Here is a 21,731-nt window from a genome sequence, read left to right as displayed (position 1 = left end):
ATGACACCCTCTAAACTATCTTCCTGTCACGAACCCTGTTTCCCCGGAGCATACCCATGAGCGAGATCCCAGGCGACCTCAAGTTCCTCAAGTCCCACGAGTGGGCACGTGTCGAAGGCAACGGCCGCGTCACCGTCGGCATTTCCGACCATGCGCAGGGCCTGCTGGGCGACCTGGTCTACGTCGAGTTGCCCAACGTCGGCGACACCGTCGAGGCGGGCGCCGGCGCGGCCGTGGTGGAGTCGGTCAAGGCGGCTTCGGACGTCTACAGCCCGGTCAGCGGCACCGTGGTCGAGGTGAACTCGGCGCTCAGCGACAAGCCGGAGACCATCAACGAGGATGCCTACGGCGACGGCTGGATCTTCGTGGTGGAAGTCAGCGACCCGGACCAGCTCAACGAGCTGCTCTCGCCCGACGACTACGCCGAACTGCTCGCGGACGAGGACCACTGAGTCCACCCGCGATCCGACGACGTCGAGGACGGCCGCGCAAGCGGCCGTTTTCGTTTCCGGACGAGGTGCCGGCCGACGTGAGCGCCGCGTGAGTTGGCACGAGGAATGCGAACGGTCGGACATGCCGCGTCGAAGACCGTTTCCTGCTCCGGCAGGCACGAGGGGCGAGTCTTCGGCGCGCCTCGGAGGTGTTCGAAGTTTGCGCATTTCCGCTTGTGCGACGCCGGAACGGCGCCTTCGGCGAAAAAAATTTTCAGGCGGCAGACAGACGCGGTTGCGCTTTCCGCCGAGGCGGGCGCGCAGCGGCGGCGATGCCTGGATGGCGTGCGCCTGCATGCGCGCGATGCGCGCGCGCAGCTGAAAACAAGCTTTTTTTTTCGATGCGTGGCGGCGGCGGTGCGCGCGTGCGGGCAAGGCCGGTGGCACTTCTTTCGCCACCGCCTGGCGCCGTGCCCGGCAGCGTCCGGGCGGGCCGGAAAAAAAGTTGCGCGCGAGTGTTGACAGTAAAAAAAACCGTGATTAGGTTTCGCCCCAGCAGACGATGCTGCCGAAGAGAGTGAGCCGAATCGACATTCTGGCGACAAGCACAACCCACGCGTCCACCGGCAAACCTACGAGGGTGGAGTTGGGCCAGCTTCCCTCCAAGAAAAGCAGCATCGTCCCCGAGCAAGCACCCGCGTCGGCGCCTGATGCGGGTGTTTCTGTATCCGCCGAGCCACGCTTCGCGTGTTGGCGGTTCCCGCAGGCAGTCCATCGCCGCGGATTTGGTTCAACTGGGCGTTTTAACTTCATACTTCACTGACGAGGAGCCATCCCATGGCCACGAAGAAAGCTGCGAAGAAGAAACCTGCCGCCAAGAAGGCGGTGAAGAAGGTCGCTAAGAAGGCCACCGCCAAGAAGGCGGTGAAGAAGGTCGCCAAGAAGGCCACCAAGAAGACCGCCAAGAAGGCGGTGAAGAAGGTCGCCAAGAAGGCCACCGCCAAGAAGACGGCGAAGAAGGCCACCAAGAAGACCGCCAAGAAGGCGGTGAAGAAGGTCGCCAAGAAGGCCACCGCCAAGAAGGCGGCGAAGAAGGCCACCAAGAAGACTGCGAAGAAGGCTGCCAAGAAGCCGGCGAAGAAGGCTGCTGCCAAGAAGAAGCCTGCTGCCCGCAAGAAGAAGGCTGCTCCGGTTGCGCTGCCGGCGACCCCGGCTCCGCTGATCTGATCGATCCCGGTCGCACCCCATAAACTCTCTCCCCGGTGCCCAGCGGGGAGGGAGTTTTTTTATGTCCGGGCCAGGCGCGCGACGGGCCCAGCCGCGCAGGCACGAAAAAGGCGGCCGGAGCCGCCTTCCACAGTGGGAACGCAGGTGGCGCTCAGCGCGGCGAGGCCACCGACCTGCTGGACGAAGCTCCCTTCTTCTTCGGGTCGGGCTTGTCGGCCAGGATGTTGTCGCTGCCGAAGTCGCTGTCCACGTCGATGTCCAGCCAACGCTGCGCCGGCAGGCCGAGCGCGCGGTCGAGGATGGTCGGCATCAGCCCCGAGGGCAGGCTGCTCTCGCCGTTCCACATGATGGCGATACCCAGGTCGCGCTCGGGCAGCAATGCGACCAGGCCGCGATACCCCTGCACCGCGCCGGCATGGAAGACCACCTGGTGCCCGGCATAGTCGAACACGCGCCAGCCGAGCGCATAACCGGCCGAGTTGATGCGCTGGTGGCGCCAGCCGGAGCGCATCTCGCCCGGCGTGGAAATCAGCGAGGCGTGCAGCGTGGCCAGCAGCGGGGCCGGGAGCACGTCGGGGCGATGCCCGGTATGCGCCAGCAGCCACTGCGCCATGTCGCTGGCGCTGGCGTTGACGCCGGCGGCGGGAGCCAGACGGTAGTAGGTGGGCTTGGGCATCAGCGACACCCAGCCGTTGCGGCTGCGCACGTGCGGGCGCGCCCAGCGCGGACTGGCCTGGATGCCCGCCAGGCCGAGGCTGGCGTCGTTCATGCCGAGCGGCTTGAAGATCCTGCGCTCCACCGACTGCTCGTAGAAGCTGCCCGAGGCGGCGAACACCACGTCGCCGACCAGGCTGAAGGCGACGTTCTGGTAGGCGTAGCACTCGCCCGGCGCGCAGCGCAGCGGCGCCGAGGCGAGGCGATGGGTCAGGGTGTAGTAGTCGGCGTTGGATTCGATGTCGCGGTCGTAGGCGTTGCGGGTCAGGCCGACGCGATGGCTGAGCAGGTCGGCCACCGTGAGCTGGCGGGTCGCCTGGGGATCGCTGAGCTGGAAGCCCGGGACGTAGTCGGTGACCTTGCTGTCCCAGCGCAGGACGCCATCGTTGACCAGCAGGCCGGCCATCGTGCCGGCGAAGGCCTTGGACAGCGAGGCGAGCCGGAACACGGTATGCGCATCGACCGGTTCGGGGTTGTTGACGTTGGTGACGCCGTAGCCCTTGGCGCTGAGCACGCGGCCGCCCTGCACGATGGCCATGGCCATGCCGGGCACGCGCTGGCCGTAGGTGAGCTGCTCGGCCATCGCCTCGAAGTCGGCGACGTTGAAGCCGGCGGCAGGCGGCTGCACGTCGGCGGTGCCCAGCGTGGTGCGATAGGGAGCGGGTTGGGTCAGGGCGGCGCCGGCGACGGGCTGCAGGGACTGCGCGACCGGGGCAGGCGTCTGGGCGGTGGAAGACAATGCGAACGGGACCAGGATCCCGAGCAACCCCGATGCGACCGGCCGCATGCGCCGGTGCCTGCTCTTCTCTTTCATACGTCTGTCCGCCGAAGGCCTTACCTTCCCGGGATTCTAGCGCCGCATTTCTGAATTGCACAAACAAGGCAAGGATGAATGGGCATCGCATTGAAAACCCACGATTTGCGGCATCAAAACGGTGTGAAGCGTGCCGCATGCGGCGGGGGGGGGGGCGGGTGCAGGCGATGCTATCCGCCTGCCGGCTGCGATCGCTGGCACGTTTCTCTTGGTCCATCGCTCGCTAGCCCGCATCGCCGACGACGCAGCCGTGCCTGTCGCCGGCTCCATGGGGCGAGCGGTCCTTGTTGCACCGCATCGTATACTGCCCGCCTCGTCGGGCGGGGCAAAGCGGATGCAGGTCGAACAGGCATCGGGGCGGGTTTCCACGGGAAGGGTCAAACAGGGGGAGTGGCGTGCCGTCGCCATTTCTTTCGTTTGTTTTTTCTGCGTGCTGGCTGCCTACTACGTAATCCGCCCGGTGCGCGAGCAATTGTCGGCCGCGGTCGGCTCGACCCAGCTGCCTTGGTTCTACGCGGCCACCTTCATCGCCACGCTGGTGCTGACCCCGGTGTTCGCCGCGTTCGCCTCGCGCTGGCCAAGGCGCAAGCTGGTGCCTCTGGTGTACTTGTTCTTCATCGCGTGCCAGCTGGCTTTCATTCCTGCTTTCACCCATCTGGGGCTGCTCAGTCCGCGCATGCTGGGAATCGTGTTCTTCGTCTGGGTCAGCGTGTTCAATCTGTTCGTGGTGTCGGTGTTCTGGATATTCATGTCCGACATCTGGAGCCTGGAACAGTCCAAGCGTCTCTTCCCGATCATTGCCGTTGCCGGCACGCTCGGTGCGTTGATGGGGCCAGCGCTGACCCGTTCGTTGGTCGAAGTGATCGACGTGGCGCCCTTGTTGGCGGTCTCCGCCACATTGCTGGGGATCGCCACGGTCTGCGTGGTGCTGCTGGGCCATTGGGCGAGCGCGCATGGCGCGCGCCGGCACGAGGCCGGCCACGAGGACGCGATCGGCGGCAGCATGTGGGACGGGTTGAAGCAGATCTTCACCGATCCGTTCATGCGCGGCATGGCGATCCTGCTGCTGCTGGCCGATGGGATCGGCACGGTCAACTACGCGCTGATGGTCGATTACTCGGGGGCGACTTTCGCCGACGCGGTGTCGCGCACCCGCTTCCATGCCGACGTCGACCTTGCCGGCAATCTGCTGACGGTGATCGTCCAGCTCGGCGTGACCCGCTGGTTGCTGCCATGGAAGGGGCCCGGTGCATTGATCATGCTGTGGGCGTCGATCAGCATCGCCGTATTGCTGCTGGTGGTGTTCTCGCATGATCCCCACGCGCCCTTGTTCTCCTTGCCGATCCTGATCGGTCCGATAGCACCTACCGTGTTGGCCCTGGTGGTCAGCCGCGGCTTGGCCTACGGCATGGCCGAGCCGGCACGCCATAGCCTGTACACGCGGGTGCCACGCAGCGTGCGCTACAAGGGCCAGAATGCGGTCGACACCGCGGTATGGCGCTTCGGCGACGTGGCAATCGCCACCGGCATGAACGGGCTGAAGTCGCTCGGCATGGCGATCGGCGGATTCGCCGCCATCAGCGCCACGGCGGCCCTCCTGGCTGCCGGTATCGGCTGGCGGCTCTGGAAGCGGATCGAGTACGTGGGCGCTGCCGTATCATCGGCGGACCAGCGATGACGAGTGGACAGAGGTAGCGATGCCGCCGATTGCGACGATCCTCACCGGCCTGGTAGCCGCGCTGCACCTGTACATCCTGGTACTGGAGATGTTCCTGTGGACGCGCCCGCCGGGCCTGAAGGCGTTCCGAAACACGCCCGAGAAGGCGCAGGCCACGCGCGTGCTGGCGGCCAACCAGGGGCTCTACAACGGCTTCCTGGCAGCGGGGCTGGCCTGGGGCGCGATCGCCGGCCGCACCGACGTGGCCGCGTTCTTCCTCGGCTGCGTGGCCGTGGCCGGGCTTTACGGCGCTTGGAGCGTCAGCCGGCGCATCCTGTTCGTGCAGGCGGTCCCCGCCGCACTGGGGTTGCTGTTGCTGTGGCTGGGGATCTGACCGGTCCGGCTTACCCGCCCGCGCGCTGGCGCGGCGATACCCACATCATGATCCGTGCCTGGAACACGGCCTCGCCGGCCGTGTTGCGCACCGCGACCTCCACCGGCAGGTCGTAGCCCTCGGCCGATTCGCGCAGCGCCACCGCCGGCGTGGCGTTGGCGTGCATCGTGCCGGTGGCCCTCTTCAGATAGTCCACCTGCATGCCCTTCGGGATCCAGCGCATCGACGGCGGCAGGCTGGCGTCGACCATCACCCCGGCGACCAGCTCCGCGAGATTGCACAGCGCGATCGCGTGCACCGTGCCGATATGGTTCTGCACGCGGCGGCGATGCGCGATGCGGGCTTCGCAGCGCCCGGGTTCGAGCAGGGTGATGCGCGGGGCGATCGTGGCGAAGTAGGGCGCCTTGAGGCAGATCGCGCGCGAGAACAGCCAATGGCCGGCGGGCCAGCGGGCGAAGCGCCGATACAGCGAAAGCAGGTTCGTCATTTCGGGGGACCGGATGCGAGGACGGCGGACCTGAGTCCGCCGTCCTGGTGTCGATGGGATTGGATCAGGCCGCTTCGCGCGACGGCTTCGGCTGGTGCCGGTCGTAGTAGCTGGCCGCGCGCAGCTCATGCGGATCGAAATCGTCGACGGTGATGGTGTCCATCGTGAGTTCGCGCAGCTCCTCCAGCAGCTTGCGCTCCTCGCCGGTGATCACGCCCTCGGCCACGGCCTCGTCCAGCTGCGCCGGGAACTCCAGCGCCTCGATGCCCTTGGACTTAAGCGCCTTCAGGAACTTGCGCTCCACCGGCTCGGCCGCGACCGCCTTGGCCAGATAGCTGGCGATGCGCCCGCCCGGATTGTTCTCGCACGGGGTCAGGAACACGCCGCGGGCGAGGCTGTCGCGCGCCTCGTTCGGCGCCATCAGCAGCGCGGCGACGCGGCGCGACAGGCGGTCGCCGGGGGCTTCCGCGCGGCGGCCGAGCGGGAAGATCAACGCCCACATCAACCAGCCGACCGGGCGGATCGGGAAGTTGCGCAGCGCGGCCGACAGCGCCTCCTCGATCTTGTGCACGCTGTCGTGGAACGCCCAGGCCAGCAGCGGGCGCTCGGCCTGCGGCGCGCCTTCGTCGTGGTAGCGCTTGAGCATGGCGCTGGTCATGTAGATGTGGCTCAGGACGTCGCCGAGCCGGCCGGACAGCGATTCCTTGAACTTCAGCTTGCCGCCCAACATCATCATCGACACGTCCGCCATCAGCGCCAGGTTGGCCGAATAGCGGTCGAGCTTGCGGAAGTAGCGGCGGGTGTAGTCGTCGCCCGGCGCCGAACCGAACTTCGCCCCGGTCAGGCCGAACCAGAACGAGCGCACCGCATTGGAGATGCCGAAGCGGATGTGGCCGAACAGGCTCTGGTCGAATTCCTCCAGGCCGCGCGCGCTGTCGCTGTCCTGCGCCGCCTTCATCTCCTTCATCACCCACGGATGGCACAGGATCGCGCCCTGGCCGAAGATCAGCAGGCTGCGGGTCATGATGTTGGCGCCCTCGACGGTGATGCCGATCGGCGAGGCCTGCCAGGCGCGGCCGGCGAAGTTGCGCGGGCCGAGGATGATGCCCTTGCCGCCGATCACGTCCATCACGTCGCTGACGATCTCGCGCGCCATCGTGGTGCAGTGGTACTTGGCGATCGCCGACGGCACCGACGGCACGTCGCCGCGGTCCACCGCCGCGGCGGTGGCCTGCGACAGCGCGCTGCACACGTAGGCCTTGCCGCCGATGCGGGCCAGGGCCTCTTCCACGCCCTCGAAGCGGCCGACGGACAGGCCGAACTGCTTGCGGATGCGCGCGTAGGAACCGGTCACCACCGCGCCGAACTTGGCGCCGCCGCTGGAGGTGGAGGGCAGGGTGATCGAGCGCCCCACGGCCAGGCATTCGTTGAGCATGTTCCAGCCCTTGCCGACCATGTCCACGCCGCCGATCAGCTGGCTCAGCGGGATGAACACCTCGCGGCCGTGGATCGGGCCGTTCTGGAACGGCGAGTTAAGCGGGAAGTGGCGGCGGCCGATCTCCACCCCGGGGGTCTCGCGCGGCAGCAGCGCCAGCGTGATGCCGATGTCCCGGGTGTCGCCGATCAGGCCGTCCGGGTCGTACATGCGGAACGCCAGGCCGATGATCGTGGCCACCGGCGCCAGCGTGATGTAGCGCTTGTCGAAGGTGAGCTTGACGCCGAGCACGTTGGCGCCGTTCCACTCGCCCTTGCAGACGATGCCGTAGTCCGGGATCGACGTGGCGTCGGAGCCGGCGAACGGACCGGTCAGGCCGAAGCACGGGACCTCGATGCCCTGCGCCAGGCGCGGCAGGTAATGCTCCTTCTGCTCCTGGGTGCCGTAGTGCACCAGCAACTCGCCGGGGCCCAGCGAGTTCGGCACGCCGACGGTGGAGCTGACCACGCTGCTGACCGAGGCCAGCTTCTGGATCACCTTGTGGTGCGCCAGCGCGGAGAAGCCCAGGCCGCCGTACTCCTTCGGGATGATCATGCCGAAGAACTTGTTCTTCTTGATGAAGTCCCACAGCTCCGGCGGCAGGTCGGCGTGGACGTGGTTGATCTCCCACTCGTTGACCATCTTGCACAGTTCTTCGACCGGGCCGTCCAGGAAGGCCTGCTCCTCGGCGGTCAACTGCGGCTTGGGATAGTTCAGCAGCTTCTGCCAGTCCGGGTCGCCGGTGAACAGTTCGCCCTCGAAGCCGACCGAACCGGTCTCCAGCGCGATGCGCTCGGTCTGCGACAGCGGCGGCAACACCTTGCGGAACACCTTGAGCAGCGGCGCGGTGATCAGCGGCTTGCGCAGGAACGGCAGCAGCACCGGCACCGACACCAGCAGCATGAGCACGGCGGCGACGGCCGTGGCGGTGGGATTGGCGCCCAGCAGCCAGCCCGCGACCAGCAGGGTCGCCGCGATGGCGACCCAGGCGGCCAGGCGCATGCGGTGGTAGGCGGCGAAACCGGCCGCTACCAGTACGAGGAGGAACGGCACAACGATGCTCATGATCTTGCTCCAGTGACGTGCTCGATGAGGTTGGACGTCGCGACGTTTGCCGGGGGCAGCGAGTCCAGATAATGCAGCACAGCCGCGGTAAACGCGGTGTTGTCGTCGCCGGCCACCATGTGGGTGGCATCCGGGAGCTGCACATGCTGCGCGTGCGGCACCAGCGACATGAATTCGGAAATCGTCTGCGGCGTGACCAGGTCGCTGCGCCCGCCGCTGACCAGCAGCACCGGGCAACGCACCTGCCTAGCCGCCTCGACCATCACCGCCTGCTGTTGCGCGGCATCGCCGCCGGCCAGCTCGGCGATCAGGCGCGGATCCCAGTGCCAATGCCAGCGGCCATGGGCATCGGGATGCAGCAGGCGACGCAACCCGTCCTCGGACTTGCGGGGACGATGCGGCAGGTAGGCGGAAATCGCGTCCGCCGCGGCCTGCAGCGAATCGAAGCCGTCCGGATGCGCCGTCATGAACGCCAGGATGCGCTCGACGCCGCGGGTATCCCAGCGCGGCGTGATGTCGACCAGCACCATCGCCCGGAACAACCCCGGCCAGCGCGCCTCCGCCAGCAGTCCGAACAGCCCGCCCATGGACGCCGCGACCAGCACCGGCGGCTCGCTCATCTCGCCGGCGATGACGATCAGGTCGTCGGTGAACTGCTCGCCGCTGTAGGGCGTGTCCTTGGCGTTCCAGTCCGATTCGCCATGTCCGCGCGCGTCGTAGGCGATCGCGCGGAAGCCTGCATCGGCCAATGCCTTCGCGGTGGATTCCCACGCACTGCGCGTCTGCCCGAAGCCATGGGCGAGCAGCACGGGCACGCCGTCGTCGGGACCATGGAAGCTCGCCTGCAGGCGCATCGCATCGGCCCCGACAAGCGGCCGCGCAGGAGGCATTGCAGGAAGGGAGGATGTCGTAACCATACCTAATGGTATGGATGGCTCTCCGTGAGTGTCAATACTGGGGGGTATGGCGATATAAGTGCCTGAACCGGGAGGATTCGAGGTGGGGATCGCGGTCCACATACTGCAACCGACTCCGGCGTATGGTTAAATCGGCCGATGAGCAATGACACCGATTCCAGTCCTGCCCAGGAACGCCCCGGCAACGGACGCAACTCCCGCCTCAGCGCGGAAGACTGGGCGCAGGCCGCTCTCGATCTGATCGCCGAACAAGGCGTCGGGGCCGTCGCCGTCGAGCCCCTGGCCCGGCGCCTGGGCGTGACCAAGGGCAGCTTCTATTGGCATTTCCCCTCCCGGGACGCCTTGCTGCAAGCGGCGCTGGAGCGCTGGGAACAGGTCGAGCAGGAACAGGTGTTCGGCAGCCTGGAGGAAGTGGCCGACCCGCGCGTGCGCCTGCGCGCGCTGTTCCAACTGGTCGCGCACGAGGTCAGGCCGCACGTCATCTACAGCGAACTGCTCAAGGCCCTGGACCACCCCGCGGTACGCCCCGTCATCGACCGGGTATCGCAAAGCCGCATGGACTACCTGGTCGCCTCGTTCCGCCAGGCCGGCCTGAGCTCAACCGACGCCCGCCATCGCGCCCGCCTGGCCTACGCCGCCTACGTCGGCTTCCTGCAACTCTCGCTGCAACTGCAGCAACCCAAGCAGGCGCGCGAGGATTTCGAGGCGTACGTGGAGCACGTGATCCATACTTTGATCCCAGGCGATGGTTGAGCGTTCTGATTTTGGTTGAATAAAAAAATCGCGGCTCCCTAAGGAGCCGCGAAATTCATAGTTGCGCAATAAGATCAGAATCTTTGTGTGTAGCGCATGTAATAGAAGCGTCCCGGAATTTCGTACTGGGGATCAAAACTATTGGCGAAAGTAGTGGCCGAACGCGGAGGGTCGCGATCGAACGCATTATTGATGCCAATAGTGACTCGTGCGTTCCAGGGGGCCTTCCAGTAAGCGCTCAGGTCCGTGTATGTGACACTAGGAATGTGGTTGCGCGGTGCGGCGCCCGCACTGGTGCGACGATCAGGATCTGAGCACAGCAGCGGAATGTTCCTCGGATCGGAAAGATTTGATCCCGTGCAGTTTTCGACCTGAGAACTGTAGTAGCGCATGGCGACCGAACTGCCGAAGTCACCCAGTTCCCAATTTGCGATCAGGTTCGAACGCAGACGCCAGTTGTTGTCGCGGGCGCTGCCGCCGCGATATAGGCCAACTCGCTCTTCTGGTTCCTGGAGCGGCTTTTCGACAATGTACTTCGTCATGTAGGTGGAATCCCAGACGAAGTTGAAGGAGCCCCAGGCAGTGTCGGGTAGGCGATAGCCGACCGTAAAGTCGAAGCCTTCTGCTTCAATGCGACCAATATTATTGGGGACGGCCAGCATGTTGGAGATCTCGCCGGTCTGCTCACGCGTAATCAAGGAGCAGACCGAGGAAATTCCCGCAACGTAGCAACTATCCAGCATTTCCTGAGCGGTTTGAGTGTCGATAGCATTCTTGATCTCGATGTTCCACCAATCAACCGAGATGTCCAGGCCACTCACCCAGCTGGGGCTGTAAACAAAACCCAGGGTCTTGGAGGTGGATGTTTCTGGGCCGAGATCCGGATTGCCGCCTACAGTGGTGCGGATTTGTGAATTGGCTTGGGCGTAGGGAGCAACACCAGCGCACGAGGCAGGTATCGAGGTGTTCGGGCTGCCACCGCTGTAAGAGCCAGCGCAAGGGTCACGGACATCTTCGAAAGTGTCACTTACACCGGAGTAGAGCTCGCTGATGGAAGGAGCGCGGAAGCCCTCGGACCAGTTGCCGCGTATCATTAAATCGGTGATCGGTTTCCAGCGGAATCCAAACTTGCTATTTGTCGTATTGCCGAAGTTGCTGTACTTCGAATAGCGAGTAGCTACGCTGAAGTCCAGGAGCTGGGCTCCGGGTAGATCGGACAGCAGCGGAATGGCAAGTTCCAGATAAGCCTCGTCCAAGTCGTAACCACCGCTCGTCGCGGTCCGCGCATTACCTGTAGTGTCGCCTGAATTGATCAGGGCGTCGGGATCATCGAAGCCTGATTCCTCGCGATGCTCCACGCCCAGTGAGAATGCAAGCGGTCCTCCCGGCAGATTGAATAGCTCGCCGCCGATGCTTCCATAATACGTCTTCTGCTCGTAGCCATAGACATCGTGCGCAGTAAAGCCTGCGTAGTTGATCATTTCGGGGGTCAATGAACCAGCGCCACCGAGCATATTCATCGGCACGCAACCATCGATCACTGCACCTGCAGTGCCGCAACGAGCGACACCGGTAGCATCTATGAAGGATGGACCTAAAGCGTTACGCAGCGCGGAAATGTTGAAGAAACCATTGGTGATATCGGTTTGATCATTCTTTCCGTAAAACATGCCGGCTTCCCAGTTAAAGAAGCGGTTGCCAACTTCAAAATCTCCTTCAAATGCTCCATTGAAGGCATAGGTTTTAACGTTCTGCCGATAGATGCGACCGCCAGTTTCGCTTGCTCGATACTGGATATAGTTTATGTCGCGCCCAGTATTGTTATAGATGTTGTCGGCGTCAATGACGATATTGGCGCCATTTGTGCCTGGCGCAGCGCGGCCGAGGGTGATCGGCATCGCTGCCAGGATCTGTTCTGACTTGCGTTCGTTGTAAGTCACGGTTGACTTGAATCGCACATTGTCGGTCAGGCTAAAACCGGCATCGGCGAAGACTGAAGTGCGCTCCTGCGGCGTAACTAGATAGTTGGACGGAGCATGGTTATAGCTGTCGGCCGAAGTGTAGTTGCGATACGTGCTGCCGCCATCATCGGTAATGAAATAGCCTTCCGACCCATTTGGACGGAGCGCTCCAAACACTGGCCTGCCACTCGAGTCAACACGGCCGGTATTGCCGTAATAAGCAAAACGGCCTTCTGGCGTGGTGGAGCTGTTGCCAGTGCCGGGTATCGCTCCATAGACGGGAACGGCAGAGATCTTGCGATTACCAGCCCATACCGGTTCTTCTTTCACATAACCGACGCCAAGGGTGGCATGGAAACGCTCGCCGGTGGATCCAATGGTAAAATCGTAAGCTTCGCGGCTGCCGTCGCCTTTGTCATACTGTCCAAAGTACGCGTTGGCTTCAGCACCATCAAAATTTTGCCTCAGAATGATATTGACCACGCCGGCGATCGCGTCGGAGCCGTAAATGGTCGAGGCTCCATCCTTTAGAACTTCGATGCGCTCAACCGCAGCTGTTGGGATGGTGTTGAGGTCAACCGCGCCACCCAGTCCGGTGCCGCCAACCCAGCGGCGCCCGTTGACTAGAACAAGCGTGCGATTGGAGCCGAGATTGCGCAAGTTGACACGGGTTTCTCCGTTGCCACCATTGTTGTAGGTGCTATTAAGTGAAGAGCCGTTGGTGCTGATATTCTGGATGATATCGCCGATTGAGGTTAGGCCTTGTGACTCGATTTGCTGGCGAGTCATGGAGAACACCGGTTGGGAGGTCTCGACGTCAGCGCGCTTGATGCGTGAACCTGTGACTTCAATCTTGTCCAGATTGGTGGTGCCGGCGTTTTCCTGGGCGAACGCGGTGCCAGTCGCGCCCACGGCGAGCGCGAGCACAACTGCATCGCGCAGTGTGTTGGTCTTGCAATTCATTAGCTCTCTCTCCAAGTGAGATCTTGGGTACTGCCAAGGGTTTGCCCGCCGGTGGCTTCGAAAGAGCGAAGCCAAAACCGCCGGGGTGAACCGATGGTATCTGCGTTCTGGAGAGAATTAAAGTCCCGTTAACGATGGGTCACGGACGGGTGAGGAGCAGGGGCGCGGTACTAGCCGAGCCATGCATGTGAGAGGTTCGCTGCTGTGCGGGCCGCGTGTGGTGTACCGTGACGGGCGGAACTCAGCTCAGAGATCCTGCTCGTACCGAACGTACGGTACCGTGCTGTCGCTGTTGCTTTCGTTGTTGGGCGCGAACGGGTTCTTGCCGCGGGTGACGATGTTCTCGGCGCCTACGGTGAGCTGGCCGCTCCAGGGCGTGCGCCAGGTCAGGCCCAGGCCGAGGCCCTGCCACTTCTCGGGTTGGCCGGGGACGTCGACGACGCGGCCGATGATGTTGGCGCTGAAGGAGCCGTAGCCGCCGCCGACGCTGAGGGTCTTGCTGTCCCATTGGTCGACCAGGCCCGGCGCGGCTTCGGCCAGCGGGACCAGGCGCGCGCGCGCGAAGGTGCCGCCGATCGAGACGAAGCCTTCCTTGCCGATGTTCTTCTGTCCGAACACCGTCAGGTCGTTCTGCTCGACGCGGGCCGGCGGGGTCTTGGTGCCGGCGGTCAACCAGCCGGGAAGGGTGTCGCGGCCGTTGCCCAGGCTCACGCCGACGCGGGTGCCGCCCCGGTTGAAGCCCAGGGTCGCCGATGCGTGCTTGCCGGTGACGTCGTCATCGTCGCCGAGGCTGGCGAGCAGGCAATGGCTCGCCAGGCCGCTGATGCTGGTGCCGCGGTTGCTGTTGCACAGCAGGCCGAGCGAATCGCCCGAGGACAGGCCGAAGGCGGCGTCCAGCGAGTTGCGGCCGAAGTGCCAGCGTGCGCCTGCCTTCTGCTCGCCGGTCGGTTCGAGGTAGAGCAAGGCCTCGACCTTGCCGCTGCCCTGGTTCCAGACCGGCAGGACCGTGCTGGAGGCCGCGTTCTGCGCGTGCACGCCCGTCGCCGCGGCAAGCGCGGTGGACAGGGCAAGCGACAGTCGCAGGAGGGCTCTCATGACGAACGATCAGACCGAGGGGCAGCCGTTAAGTTCCCGGGAAGGCAGGGTGAAAATGTTAGGAGGATTATGATTTCTTAACAAGTCTCAGTTCTCCCCAGAACTCAAACCTGGTGCATTCCCGACACGACGCCCGGTCCCGCGCCTCGAACCGCGCCGGCATCCGGGTCATTGAAGCCTTTCCGAAGCGGGGGCCTCGGCCGGCCGCTCGGCGAACAATATAGGCAATTCGGTCAACGGGAAGTGATACTCCCGCCCACAGAATTCGCATCTTACCTCGATCGCGCCGGTCGGTTCGGCCGCGGCGCGGGCTTCTTCCTCGCCCAGCGACTGCAGCATGGCCTCGACCCGTTCCCGCGAACATGAACAGGCGAAACCCAGGGGTTTTTCGCCCAGCAGCTCGGGGTTCTCCTCGTGGAACAGGCGGTGCAGGAGCTCGCGCCCGGGGGTCGCCAGCAGCTCGGGGGCGGCCAGGGTGTCGAACAGGGCGCCGCTGCGGGTCCAGCCGTCGTCGTCGCCCTGGTCGCCCGGCAGCTTCTGCAGCAGGAGGCCGGCCACGTGGTCCTGGCCGGCCGCGAGCAGCAGGCGGGTCGGCAATTGCTCCGATTGGCGGAAATAGCCTTCGAAGGCCTCGTCCAGGAACGGCACGTCGAGCGACACCAGGCTCTGGTAGCGCTGCGGTTCGCGCGGGTCCAGGCCCGGATTCTCGATGGTGATGGCCAGGACCGACTGCCCGCCCAGCCGGGTCAGGTCGTCGGGAGCGTCCTGGCCGTCTTCGAGGCGGACGATGCCGCGCAGGGTGCCGGCGGCGGTGCATTCGGCGAACAGGGTGCGCAGGCCGTGCTCGCCGCGCAGCTGGATCGAGAGCCGGCCATCGACCTTGGTGTGGCCGGTGAACAGCGCGGCGGCGGCGCAGGCCTGGCCGAGCAGCGCCTTGGCCCGCGGCGGGTAGTCCGAGTGGCCGGTAATGTCGTGCCATGCCTGGTCCAGGCGCACGTGGACGCCGCGCACGCCGGCGGCGGGCAGCAGGAAGCGGATCAGTTTGTCGTCTTGGACTTCGATGGAAGGCATGCGAGGTTCCTGTTGCCGGATAATGCGGCCAGGTAAATTGAAAAGGACACCGGCACAGGGATGTGCCGCGCTTTTGTGAGGGATTCACACCCAAGACACCGGCACGCGGGTGTGCCGTGCTCTTGCGAGGGACTCATAACAGACAAAGGGGATAGCGCAACGATGGGGGCGGAGCCGCAGGAGTACAAGACGGGGCATCGCCGTCGTCGCTGGGGGCGCTGGCTGTTGGCCTTGCCGCTGTTGTTCGCCGCGGCCAGCTTCCTGCAAGTGGCGGTGCTGCGTTTCGTCGATCCGCCGGCGAGCGCGGTGATGGTATGGCGCTGCGTCGAGGCCTGGGGCAGCGGCGACTGGGAGTTCCGGCTGCGCCATGAATGGCGCGACCTGGACCGGATGTCGCGGAGCCTGCCGATCTCGCTGGTGGCGGCCGAGGACCAGCGCTTTCCGCTGCACGATGGATTCGACCTGCAGGCGATCGAGAAGGCGCGCGACCACAATGCGCGCGGCGGCCGCCTGCGCGGCGCCAGTACGATCAGCCAGCAGGTGTCGAAGAACCTGTTCCTGTGGCAGGGCCGGAGCTGGGTGCGGAAGGGATTGGAGGCCTGGTATACGGTGCTGATCGAGCTGCTGTGGCCCAAGCGGCGCATCATCGAGATGTACGCGAACTTCGCCGAGTTCGGCGACGGCATCTACGGGGCGCAGGCGGCCGCGAAGACGTTCTGGGGCACGGATGCCGATCGGTTGACGCCGGCGCAATCGGCGCGGCTGGCCGCGGTGCTGCCGGCGCCGCGCCGCTACGACGCGCGCAATCCAGGTCCCTACGTGTCGCGCCGCGCCGCCTGGATCCAGCGCCAGGCGGCGCAGCTGGGCGGGCCTGCCTACCTGGAGGCGAGATGAGCCCCGCGCCGGCAACACGCCTGACGGTGGTGATCGCCGCCTACAACGAAGCGGCTTCGCTCCCGCTGTTGCATCCCCGGCTGCGCAAGGTGCTCGACGCGATGCCGGAGCTGCGGCCCCGGGTGCTGTACGTCGACGACGGCAGCACGGACCGGACCTGGGACGTGCTGGAAGAACTGGTCCGGACCGATCCCGGCGTCGGTGCGATCCGCCTGTCGCGCAACTTCGGCAAGGAGGCGGCGATCACGGCCGGCCTCGACCACGTCGAGGACGGGGCCGTGGTCCTGCTGGACGCGGACGGGCAGGACCCGCCGGAGCTGATCCCCCAGTTCGTCGAGCATTGGCGCGCCGGCTACGACAACGTGTTCGGCACGCGCGTCTATCGCGACGGCGAGGGCTGGCCGAGGCGGATCGCCGCGGCGGCGTTCTATCGCGTGATCGGCCGGCTGTCGCATACGCCGATTCCGGCGGATACGGGCGATTTCCGCTTGCTTTCGCCGCGGGCCTTGGCCGCACTGCGGCAGTTGCGCGAGCACAACCGGTTCATGAAGGGATTGTTCGGCTGGGTGGGGTTCCGGCAGGTGTCGGTGCCCTACCGGCGCGAGCCGAGGCTGTCGGGGCGCAGCAAGTTCACGTTGTGGAAGCTGTGGAACTTCGCGCTCGAGGGCATCACCAGCTTCTCCACGGCGCCGCTGCGCGCCGCGACCTACCTGGGGTTGCTGACGGCCGCGTTCGCGCTGGCGTTCGCCGTCTGGGTGGTGGCGAAGGCGGCGCTGTTCGGCGATCCGGTCGCGGGCTGGCCGACGATGATGGCGGTGATCCTGTTCCTGGGCGGCGTGCAACTGGTGGCCCTGGGCATGATCGGCGAATACCTGGGGCGGCTCTACGACGAGGCCAAGCACCGGCCGTTGTACTTCGTCGACATCCGGGCCGGGGCGGCGGAGGTATCCTCCGGGCACCAGTCCAGCGATGGAGCAGGCCATGCAAACCGTTCGGCAATTGTTGAAGGCGAAGAAGACGCCTGAGGTCTTTGCGGTAGGGAGCGATGCCGCGGTCATCGACGCGATCCGCCTGATGGCGGAGAAGAGCATCGGGGCGGTGCTGGTGATGCAGGGCGAGCGATTGGTCGGGATCCTGTCCGAGCGCGACTACGCCCGCAAGGTGGTGCTGCGCGACCGCTCCTCGGCCACGACGCAGGTCGGCGAGATCATGACCGCACAGGTGGTGACGGTGGCGCCGGCGGAAAGCGTCGAGCGCTGCATGCAGATCATGACCGAGCGCCGCATCCGCCACCTGCCGGTGACGGAGGACGGGCGCGTGGTCGGCGTGGTGTCGATCGGCGACCTGGTCAAGGCCGTGATCGAGGAGCAGCGGCGCGACATCGACCAACTGCAGCGCTATATCGCCGGTTGACCCGGCTCATCGGGCGTAGCGGCCGCCGCAGTCGCTGTCCTTGCCCGGGCCGGCCTCGATCGTGGCCAGCAGCGCCGCCGGCGGGGCGATGCTGCCCAAGGTGAGCGCGATCACGCCGCGTGCGCCGAGCGCCTTGGCGTCGGGCCGGAACGAGGGATCCTTGAACGTGCCGCCGATGCGCAGCGGCGAGCGGAAGGCGAGGATGCTGCGGTCCTTGGGGCGCGGCCGCAGCAGTAGGTCGAGGGATTCGTCCTTCAGGTCGACGGTGCCTTCGCCGAGGATGATCGTGTCGGTGGTGTCGAAGGCGAACGCGCGTGATCGCATCCGCCCGTCGCGCACGCCGAAGTCGGCGAAGGCGCAGCGCAGCGGGATGCTGCGGTCCTTGCCGAGCAGGTACTTGAGGGTTTCGGCGACGTCCAGGCCCGCCAGTTCCATGACCAGGTTGCTGACGCGGCCGCGCCCCATCCCGATGGCGACGTTGCCGTCGGACGAGCCGAGCATCGCCGCGATCGAGTTGCCGTCGCCGGTGAGGTCGATTTCGCCGCCGATGGCCCCGGAAGCTTCCCGGGCCAGTTTCGCGTCCGGGAAGAGCCGGCCGAACTGCAGCTTGCGCAGGCTGGCCCGCAGCTGGGTGGTGATGGCCGCGCGCCGCGCATCCATGCGGACGTTCGCGCGGATGTCGCCGCCGGCCACGCCGAAGTCCAGCGGATCGAGTTCGAGCAGCCCGTTCTCGAGGGTGAGGCGGACGTCCATGTCGTCCAGCGGCAGCGACGGCGCATCGATGCGGTGGGCTTTCCAATGCACCTTCGCGTCCATCGCGCGCAGCTTCGACAGGTTGTAGGGCGTATCCGGCAGGACGCGCGGCTTGGCGGCGCGCTCGGCGGCCAGCCGCCTCTGTTCGGGATTGGCGGCCTCGCCGGCATCGGTCCTGGGCGGTGCGCCGATGAATCCCGCGAGGTCGTCGAAATCCAGGCGCCGCGAAACCAGTTCGGCGGTGAGAAGGGGGCGCTCGCCGCCGGTGTCGATCCGTGCGGTGCCGGACAGGTCGCTGTCGCCGGCGCGCCCGCTGAAGCCCTCGTAGCGCCAAGTCTCGTTGTCGCGCTTGAGACGGCCTTCCAGGTGGTACGGCGGCGTCGGGGGGATCGCCACGCCGATCAGCGGATACAGGTCCTGCATGTCCTGGCCGTCCAGGGTCATCTGCAGGTCGAATACGCGGAACTGGAACGGGTTGGTCAGCGTGCCGCGCACGTGCGCGCGGGTCGGGCCCGCGTTGCCGCGCAGGTCGATTCGGAACGGATGGTCGGTCTGGCTCAGTTCCAGCGGCGAGGCGGTGCTGCCTTCCAGCGCGAACGGATTGCCCCGCCAGCGTCCTTGGCCGGCCACCGCGATCGGCGCGGCGGGATCGCGGCCTGCGGCCGGCAGGCTGTGGATGTCGACGTCGATGTCGGTGCGGCTGGCCGCATCGACGAAACGCAGGCGGCCTTGCTCTACCCGCAGCCGTCCCATGGCCGGCAACCGGCCGCCGCCGGCGCCCTGCCCGAAGACCCAGTTGCCCGTGTGGTCGCCATTGCCGGCTTCCAGCCACACCTCGGGACGGTCCAGGCGTATTTCCGGAATCCGCACTTCGCCCCGGAGCAGGGGCCAGGGGCGAAGGTCGATCTCGGCGCGCTTGGCGCGGGCCATCAGCGGTTGCCGCGACCAGGCGGCATTGGCGAGGGTGAGGTCGTCGCCGCGGATCGTGGCGACGCGGCCAAGATCGACGTCGAGCCGTCCTATCCGGAACTCGCGTCCGGTCCGCGCTTGGACCATGCGTTCGACCGGGCCGCGGAACCAGTTCCAGTCCCACAGCGCGACCAGCAGGGCTAGGAGGATCGCCAGCGCCGCGAGTACGGCGAGGAGGATCGGGCGGCGGCGCGATGGGCGCCTGGGAGAATCCGGGGCGGGCGCATCGTTCATGCGCCCATGGTTCTCAGCCGTGCGTGCAGGGGGCGCGAAACCCCGGCGGCGGCGTCACAGCACTTGTGAAGTCACCGCAACGAAGTGGCAGACGCTGCCTGCGAGCACGAACAGGTGCCAGATGGCGTGGAAATAGCGGATCGAATCGCGCTGGTAGAACCAGGTGCCCAGCGTGTAGAACAGGCCGCCGGCGAGCAGCCAGCCCAGCGTGAAACCGTCCAGCGCCTGCAGCAGCGGCTTGAGCGCCACCACCACCAGCCAGCCCATCGCGATGTAGATCAGGGTCGAGAGCAGGCGGAAGCGGCCGGTGTAGAAGAGCTTGAACACCACGCCGGCGATGGCCAGCGACCAGATCGCCGCGAACAGGCCCCAACCCCATGGCCCGCGCAGGCCGATCAACGTGAACGGGGTGTAGGTGCCGGCGATCAGCAGATAGATGCAGCAGTGGTCGAACACCTGCAGCCGCGCCTTGGCGCCGGGATGCGGGATCGCGTGGTAGAGCGTGGAGGCCACGTAGAGCAGGAGCAGGGTGGCGCTGAATACGATCGAGGTGCCCAGCTGCCATCCGTCGCCATAGATCGCCGCCAGGGTGATCAGGACCGCGCCGCCGGCCAGGGCGGCGATGGCGCCCAGGCCGTGGGTGAGCGCGCTGGCCAGTTCGTCGCGGAAATCGGTGGAGGGCGAGGCATCGGCGTTCATGGCCGCACGTTACCCTAATTGCGAGACATTCGCATTGCTGGGCATCGCAAGCACCTCGCCCCGCCTGCCCGCGTAGGCAGGCCGCGTCCGGCCCATGCCGGCGGGGAGAGGCCTAGTTGCGGCGGCCGATCAATCGACCGCCACGCTGTGGGCGTGCTCGCGGGTGGCATGGAACTTGACGCCGGGCGCGCGTTCCTGGGCGAGCTGCAGGTTGACCCGGGTCGGCGCGAGATAGACCAGCTCCCCGGCGGCGTCGATGGCCAGGTTCAGGGCGTTCTTCTCGCGGAACTCTTCCAGCTTCCTGGCATCGGCGCACTCGATCCAGCGCGCGGTGGTGACCGCGACCGGCTCGAAGGTGGCGTCCACGCCGTACTCGTCCTTCAGGCGGTAGGCGACCACGTCGAACTGCAGCACGCCGACCGCGCCGAGGATCAGGTCGTTGCTCATCAGGGGGCGGAAGAACTGGGTGGCGCCTTCCTCCGACAGCTGCGCCAGGCCCTTCTGCAGCTGCTTGAGCTTGAGCGGGTCGCGCAGGCGCGCGCGGCGGAACAGCTCCGGGGCGAAGTTGGGGATGCCGGTGAAGCCGAGCTGCTCGCCCTCGGTGAAGGTGTCGCCGATCGAGATCGTGCCGTGGTTGTGGATGCCGATCACGTCGCCCGGGTAGGCCTCGGCGGCGATCTCGCGGTCGGAGGCCATGAAGGTCAGCGCGTTGGCGAGCTTCACTTCCTTGCCGCTGCGCACGTGGAAGGCCTTCATGCCGGCGGAGAACCTGCCTGAGCACACGCGCATGAACGCGACGCGGTCGCGATGCTGCGGGTCCATGTTGGCCTGGATCTTGAAGACGAAGCCGGTCAGCTTCTCCTCGGTGGGCTGCACCCCGCGGCCGGTGGTGGCGCGCGGCTGCGGCGAGGGCGCGTGCTCGACGAAGAAGTCCAGCAGCGGCTGCACGCCGAAGTTGTTCACGCCCGAGCCGAAGAACACCGGGGTCTGCTTGCCGTCCAGGTAGGCCTGCTTGTCGAACGGATGGCTGGCGCCCTGCACCAGTTCCAGTTCGTCGCGCAGGTGGGCGAGCATCTCTTCGCCGATCTTCTCGGCCAGGCCGGGGGCGTCCAGCGACGGGAAGATCGTCGAGTCCTGGCGGGTGAAGTTGCGGCCCGGCTCGTACAGGTGCACCTCGCCGGTGACCAGGTGGACCACGCCCTTCAGGCGCTGGCCCATGCCGATCGGCCAGGTCACCGGGGCGCACTGGATGCCGAGCACGCTTTCCACTTCGTCCAACAGCTCGATAGGGTCCTTGCCCTCGCGGTCGAGCTTGTTGATGAAGGTCATGATCGGCGTGTCGCGCAGGCGGCACACCTCCATCAGCTTGATGGTGCGCTCCTCCACGCCCTTGGCCACGTCGATGACCATCAGCGCCGAGTCCACCGCGGTGAGCACGCGGTAGGTGTCCTCGCCGAAGTCGGCGTGGCCGGGGGTGTCGAGCAGGTTGACGATCTTGCCTTCGTACGGGAACTGCATCACCGACGAGGTGACCGAGATGCCGCGCTCCTTTTCCAGCGCCATCCAGTCGGAAGTGGCGTGGCGCGCGGCCTTGCGCCCCTTGACCGAGCCGGCCATCTGGATCGCGCCTCCGAACAGCAACAGCTTCTCGGTCAGCGTGGTCTTGCCGGCGTCGGGGTGGGAAATGATGGCGAAGGTGCGGCGGCGCGCGGCTTCGGTGGCGACTTCGGACATGGAAACGCGCCC

Annotated in this window: 19 protein-coding genes; 9 read left to right on the top strand and 10 right to left on the bottom strand. The window is 66.0% G+C overall.

Features of this window, described 5'->3' with window-relative positions:
• Positions 1-56: 56 nt before the first annotated feature.
• The 3 genes from gcvH to FD678_RS20150 all read left to right on the top strand — a co-directional run bounded on the left by gcvH (position 57) and on the right by FD678_RS20150 (position 1,658).
• Complete coding sequence (gene gcvH / locus FD678_RS03005) at positions 57-452, top strand: glycine cleavage system protein GcvH (RefSeq protein ID WP_140719112.1); 396 nt, start codon at positions 57-59, stop codon at positions 450-452.
• Positions 453-665: 213 nt separating this feature from the next.
• Positions 666-953, top strand: a complete 288-nt coding sequence (locus FD678_RS20155) for a hypothetical protein (protein WP_177497531.1) — start codon at positions 666-668, stop codon at positions 951-953.
• Between the two features lie 315 nt (positions 954-1,268).
• Positions 1,269-1,658 carry a hypothetical protein gene (locus FD678_RS20150; RefSeq protein ID WP_177497529.1) on the top strand — a complete coding sequence of 130 codons (390 nt, stop codon included), beginning with the start codon at positions 1,269-1,271 and terminating at the stop codon, positions 1,656-1,658.
• Positions 1,659-1,809: 151 nt separating this feature from the next.
• On the opposite strand, the gene FD678_RS02995 is transcribed toward FD678_RS20150, so the two are convergent.
• Positions 1,810-3,186, bottom strand: a complete 1,377-nt coding sequence (locus FD678_RS02995) for a serine hydrolase domain-containing protein (protein ID WP_140719110.1) — start codon at positions 3,184-3,186, stop codon at positions 1,810-1,812.
• A gap of 334 nt (positions 3,187-3,520) precedes the next feature.
• Between FD678_RS02995 and FD678_RS02990 the strand changes: the two genes are divergently transcribed.
• Both FD678_RS02990 and FD678_RS02985 read left to right on the top strand, forming a co-directional pair.
• The gene (locus tag FD678_RS02990; RefSeq protein WP_140719109.1) at positions 3,521-4,864 is read left to right on the top strand and encodes an NTP/NDP exchange transporter; all 1,344 of its coding nucleotides are present in this window, start codon (positions 3,521-3,523) and stop codon (positions 4,862-4,864) included.
• Between the two features lie 19 nt (positions 4,865-4,883).
• A complete protein-coding gene (locus FD678_RS02985) occupies positions 4,884-5,237 on the top strand; it encodes a DUF1304 domain-containing protein (protein ID WP_140719108.1) in 354 nt (117 codons plus the stop codon).
• Positions 5,238-5,247: 10 nt separating this feature from the next.
• On the opposite strand, the gene FD678_RS02980 is transcribed toward FD678_RS02985, so the two are convergent.
• From FD678_RS02980 to FD678_RS02970, 3 genes are all read right to left on the bottom strand, one after another.
• Positions 5,248-5,724: a hotdog fold domain-containing protein gene (locus FD678_RS02980; RefSeq protein WP_140719107.1), complete on the bottom strand. Its 477-nt coding sequence runs from the start codon at positions 5,722-5,724 to the stop codon at positions 5,248-5,250.
• Positions 5,725-5,788: 64 nt separating this feature from the next.
• Positions 5,789-8,263: an acyl-CoA dehydrogenase gene (locus FD678_RS02975; RefSeq protein WP_140719106.1), complete on the bottom strand. Its 2,475-nt coding sequence runs from the start codon at positions 8,261-8,263 to the stop codon at positions 5,789-5,791.
• Positions 8,260-9,117 carry an alpha/beta fold hydrolase gene (locus tag FD678_RS02970; protein WP_218569458.1) on the bottom strand — a complete coding sequence of 286 codons (858 nt, stop codon included), beginning with the start codon at positions 9,115-9,117 and terminating at the stop codon, positions 8,260-8,262. The genes FD678_RS02975 and FD678_RS02970 overlap by 4 nt, the downstream gene beginning before the upstream one ends.
• Before the next feature lie 201 nt (positions 9,118-9,318).
• Here FD678_RS02970 and FD678_RS02965 point away from each other — a divergent pair, with 201 nt between their 5' ends.
• A complete protein-coding gene (locus tag FD678_RS02965) occupies positions 9,319-9,933 on the top strand; it encodes a TetR/AcrR family transcriptional regulator (RefSeq protein WP_140719104.1) in 615 nt (204 codons plus the stop codon).
• A 74-nt stretch (positions 9,934-10,007) separates the two neighbouring features.
• Here the strand turns inward: FD678_RS02965 and FD678_RS02960 are convergent, their stop codons facing one another.
• From FD678_RS02960 to hslO, 3 genes are all read right to left on the bottom strand, one after another.
• Positions 10,008-12,857, bottom strand: coding sequence for a TonB-dependent receptor domain-containing protein (locus FD678_RS02960; protein ID WP_140719103.1), 2,850 nt, complete (start codon positions 12,855-12,857; stop codon positions 10,008-10,010).
• A gap of 246 nt (positions 12,858-13,103) precedes the next feature.
• Entirely contained in the window at positions 13,104-13,952 is an 849-nt protein-coding gene (locus tag FD678_RS02955; RefSeq protein ID WP_140719102.1) for an XOO1806 family protein, read from the bottom strand.
• 168 nt (positions 13,953-14,120) lie between these two features.
• A complete protein-coding gene (gene hslO / locus FD678_RS02950) occupies positions 14,121-15,023 on the bottom strand; it encodes an Hsp33 family molecular chaperone HslO (RefSeq protein WP_140719101.1) in 903 nt (300 codons plus the stop codon).
• A gap of 162 nt (positions 15,024-15,185) precedes the next feature.
• Between hslO and mtgA the strand changes: the two genes are divergently transcribed.
• From mtgA to FD678_RS02935, 3 genes are read left to right on the top strand one after another with little or no spacing between them, the layout of a single operon-like run.
• A complete protein-coding gene (gene mtgA / locus FD678_RS02945) occupies positions 15,186-15,917 on the top strand; it encodes a monofunctional biosynthetic peptidoglycan transglycosylase (protein ID WP_140719100.1) in 732 nt (243 codons plus the stop codon).
• Positions 15,914-16,942, top strand: a complete 1,029-nt coding sequence (locus tag FD678_RS02940) for a glycosyltransferase family 2 protein (RefSeq protein ID WP_140719099.1) — start codon at positions 15,914-15,916, stop codon at positions 16,940-16,942. Before mtgA ends, FD678_RS02940 begins: the two co-directional genes overlap by 4 nt.
• Positions 16,899-17,330, top strand: a complete 432-nt coding sequence (locus tag FD678_RS02935; protein WP_140719098.1) for a CBS domain-containing protein — start codon at positions 16,899-16,901, stop codon at positions 17,328-17,330. Before FD678_RS02940 ends, FD678_RS02935 begins: the two co-directional genes overlap by 44 nt.
• 6 nt (positions 17,331-17,336) lie before the next feature.
• Here FD678_RS02935 and FD678_RS02930 read toward each other — a convergent pair whose 3' ends face one another.
• From FD678_RS02930 to FD678_RS02920, 3 genes are all read right to left on the bottom strand, one after another.
• On the bottom strand, positions 17,337-19,286 hold the full coding sequence (locus FD678_RS02930) for an AsmA family protein (protein ID WP_140719097.1): 1,950 nt from the start codon (positions 19,284-19,286) through the stop codon (positions 17,337-17,339).
• A gap of 54 nt (positions 19,287-19,340) precedes the next feature.
• Positions 19,341-19,985, bottom strand: coding sequence for a PAQR family membrane homeostasis protein TrhA (trhA, locus tag FD678_RS02925; RefSeq protein ID WP_140719096.1), 645 nt, complete (start codon positions 19,983-19,985; stop codon positions 19,341-19,343).
• A 129-nt stretch (positions 19,986-20,114) separates the two neighbouring features.
• Complete coding sequence (locus tag FD678_RS02920; RefSeq protein ID WP_140719095.1) at positions 20,115-21,719, bottom strand: peptide chain release factor 3; 1,605 nt, start codon at positions 21,717-21,719, stop codon at positions 20,115-20,117.
• Between the last annotated feature and the right edge of the window lie 12 nt (positions 21,720-21,731).

The organism is Pseudomonas sp. Hp2 (genome assembly GCF_006386585.1).
GTDB classification, from domain to species: Bacteria; Pseudomonadota; Gammaproteobacteria; order Xanthomonadales; family Xanthomonadaceae; genus Pseudomonas_S; species Pseudomonas_S boreopolis.
Note: the sequence above shows the minus strand (reverse complement) of the source record. Positions and strands in the feature narration are given on the sequence as shown.

Coding starts and splice junctions, on each gene's coding strand:
- FD678_RS20150 (WP_177497529.1), top strand. CDS start 1,269: ATGGCCACGAAGAAAGCTGCGAAGAAGAAACCTGCCGCCAAGAAGGCG.
- FD678_RS02985 (WP_140719108.1), top strand. CDS start 4,884: ATGCCGCCGATTGCGACGATCCTCACCGGCCTGGTAGCCGCGCTGCAC.
- FD678_RS02975 (WP_140719106.1), bottom strand. CDS start 8,263: ATGAGCATCGTTGTGCCGTTCCTCCTCGTACTGGTAGCGGCCGGTTTC.
- FD678_RS02955 (WP_140719102.1), bottom strand. CDS start 13,952: ATGAGAGCCCTCCTGCGACTGTCGCTTGCCCTGTCCACCGCGCTTGCC.
- mtgA (WP_140719100.1), top strand. CDS start 15,186: ATGGGGGCGGAGCCGCAGGAGTACAAGACGGGGCATCGCCGTCGTCGC.
- FD678_RS02965 (WP_140719104.1), top strand. CDS start 9,319: ATGAGCAATGACACCGATTCCAGTCCTGCCCAGGAACGCCCCGGCAAC.
- FD678_RS02995 (WP_140719110.1), bottom strand. CDS start 3,186: ATGAAAGAGAAGAGCAGGCACCGGCGCATGCGGCCGGTCGCATCGGGG.
- FD678_RS02930 (WP_140719097.1), bottom strand. CDS start 19,286: ATGAACGATGCGCCCGCCCCGGATTCTCCCAGGCGCCCATCGCGCCGC.
- FD678_RS02935 (WP_140719098.1), top strand. CDS start 16,899: ATGCAAACCGTTCGGCAATTGTTGAAGGCGAAGAAGACGCCTGAGGTC.
- gcvH (WP_140719112.1), top strand. CDS start 57: ATGAGCGAGATCCCAGGCGACCTCAAGTTCCTCAAGTCCCACGAGTGG.
- FD678_RS02920 (WP_140719095.1), bottom strand. CDS start 21,719: ATGTCCGAAGTCGCCACCGAAGCCGCGCGCCGCCGCACCTTCGCCATC.
- FD678_RS02980 (WP_140719107.1), bottom strand. CDS start 5,724: ATGACGAACCTGCTTTCGCTGTATCGGCGCTTCGCCCGCTGGCCCGCC.
- FD678_RS02940 (WP_140719099.1), top strand. CDS start 15,914: ATGAGCCCCGCGCCGGCAACACGCCTGACGGTGGTGATCGCCGCCTAC.
- trhA (WP_140719096.1), bottom strand. CDS start 19,985: ATGAACGCCGATGCCTCGCCCTCCACCGATTTCCGCGACGAACTGGCC.
- FD678_RS02990 (WP_140719109.1), top strand. CDS start 3,521: ATGCAGGTCGAACAGGCATCGGGGCGGGTTTCCACGGGAAGGGTCAAA.
- hslO (WP_140719101.1), bottom strand. CDS start 15,023: ATGCCTTCCATCGAAGTCCAAGACGACAAACTGATCCGCTTCCTGCTG.
- FD678_RS02960 (WP_140719103.1), bottom strand. CDS start 12,857: ATGAATTGCAAGACCAACACACTGCGCGATGCAGTTGTGCTCGCGCTC.
- FD678_RS02970 (WP_218569458.1), bottom strand. CDS start 9,117: ATGCGCCTGCAGGCGAGCTTCCATGGTCCCGACGACGGCGTGCCCGTG.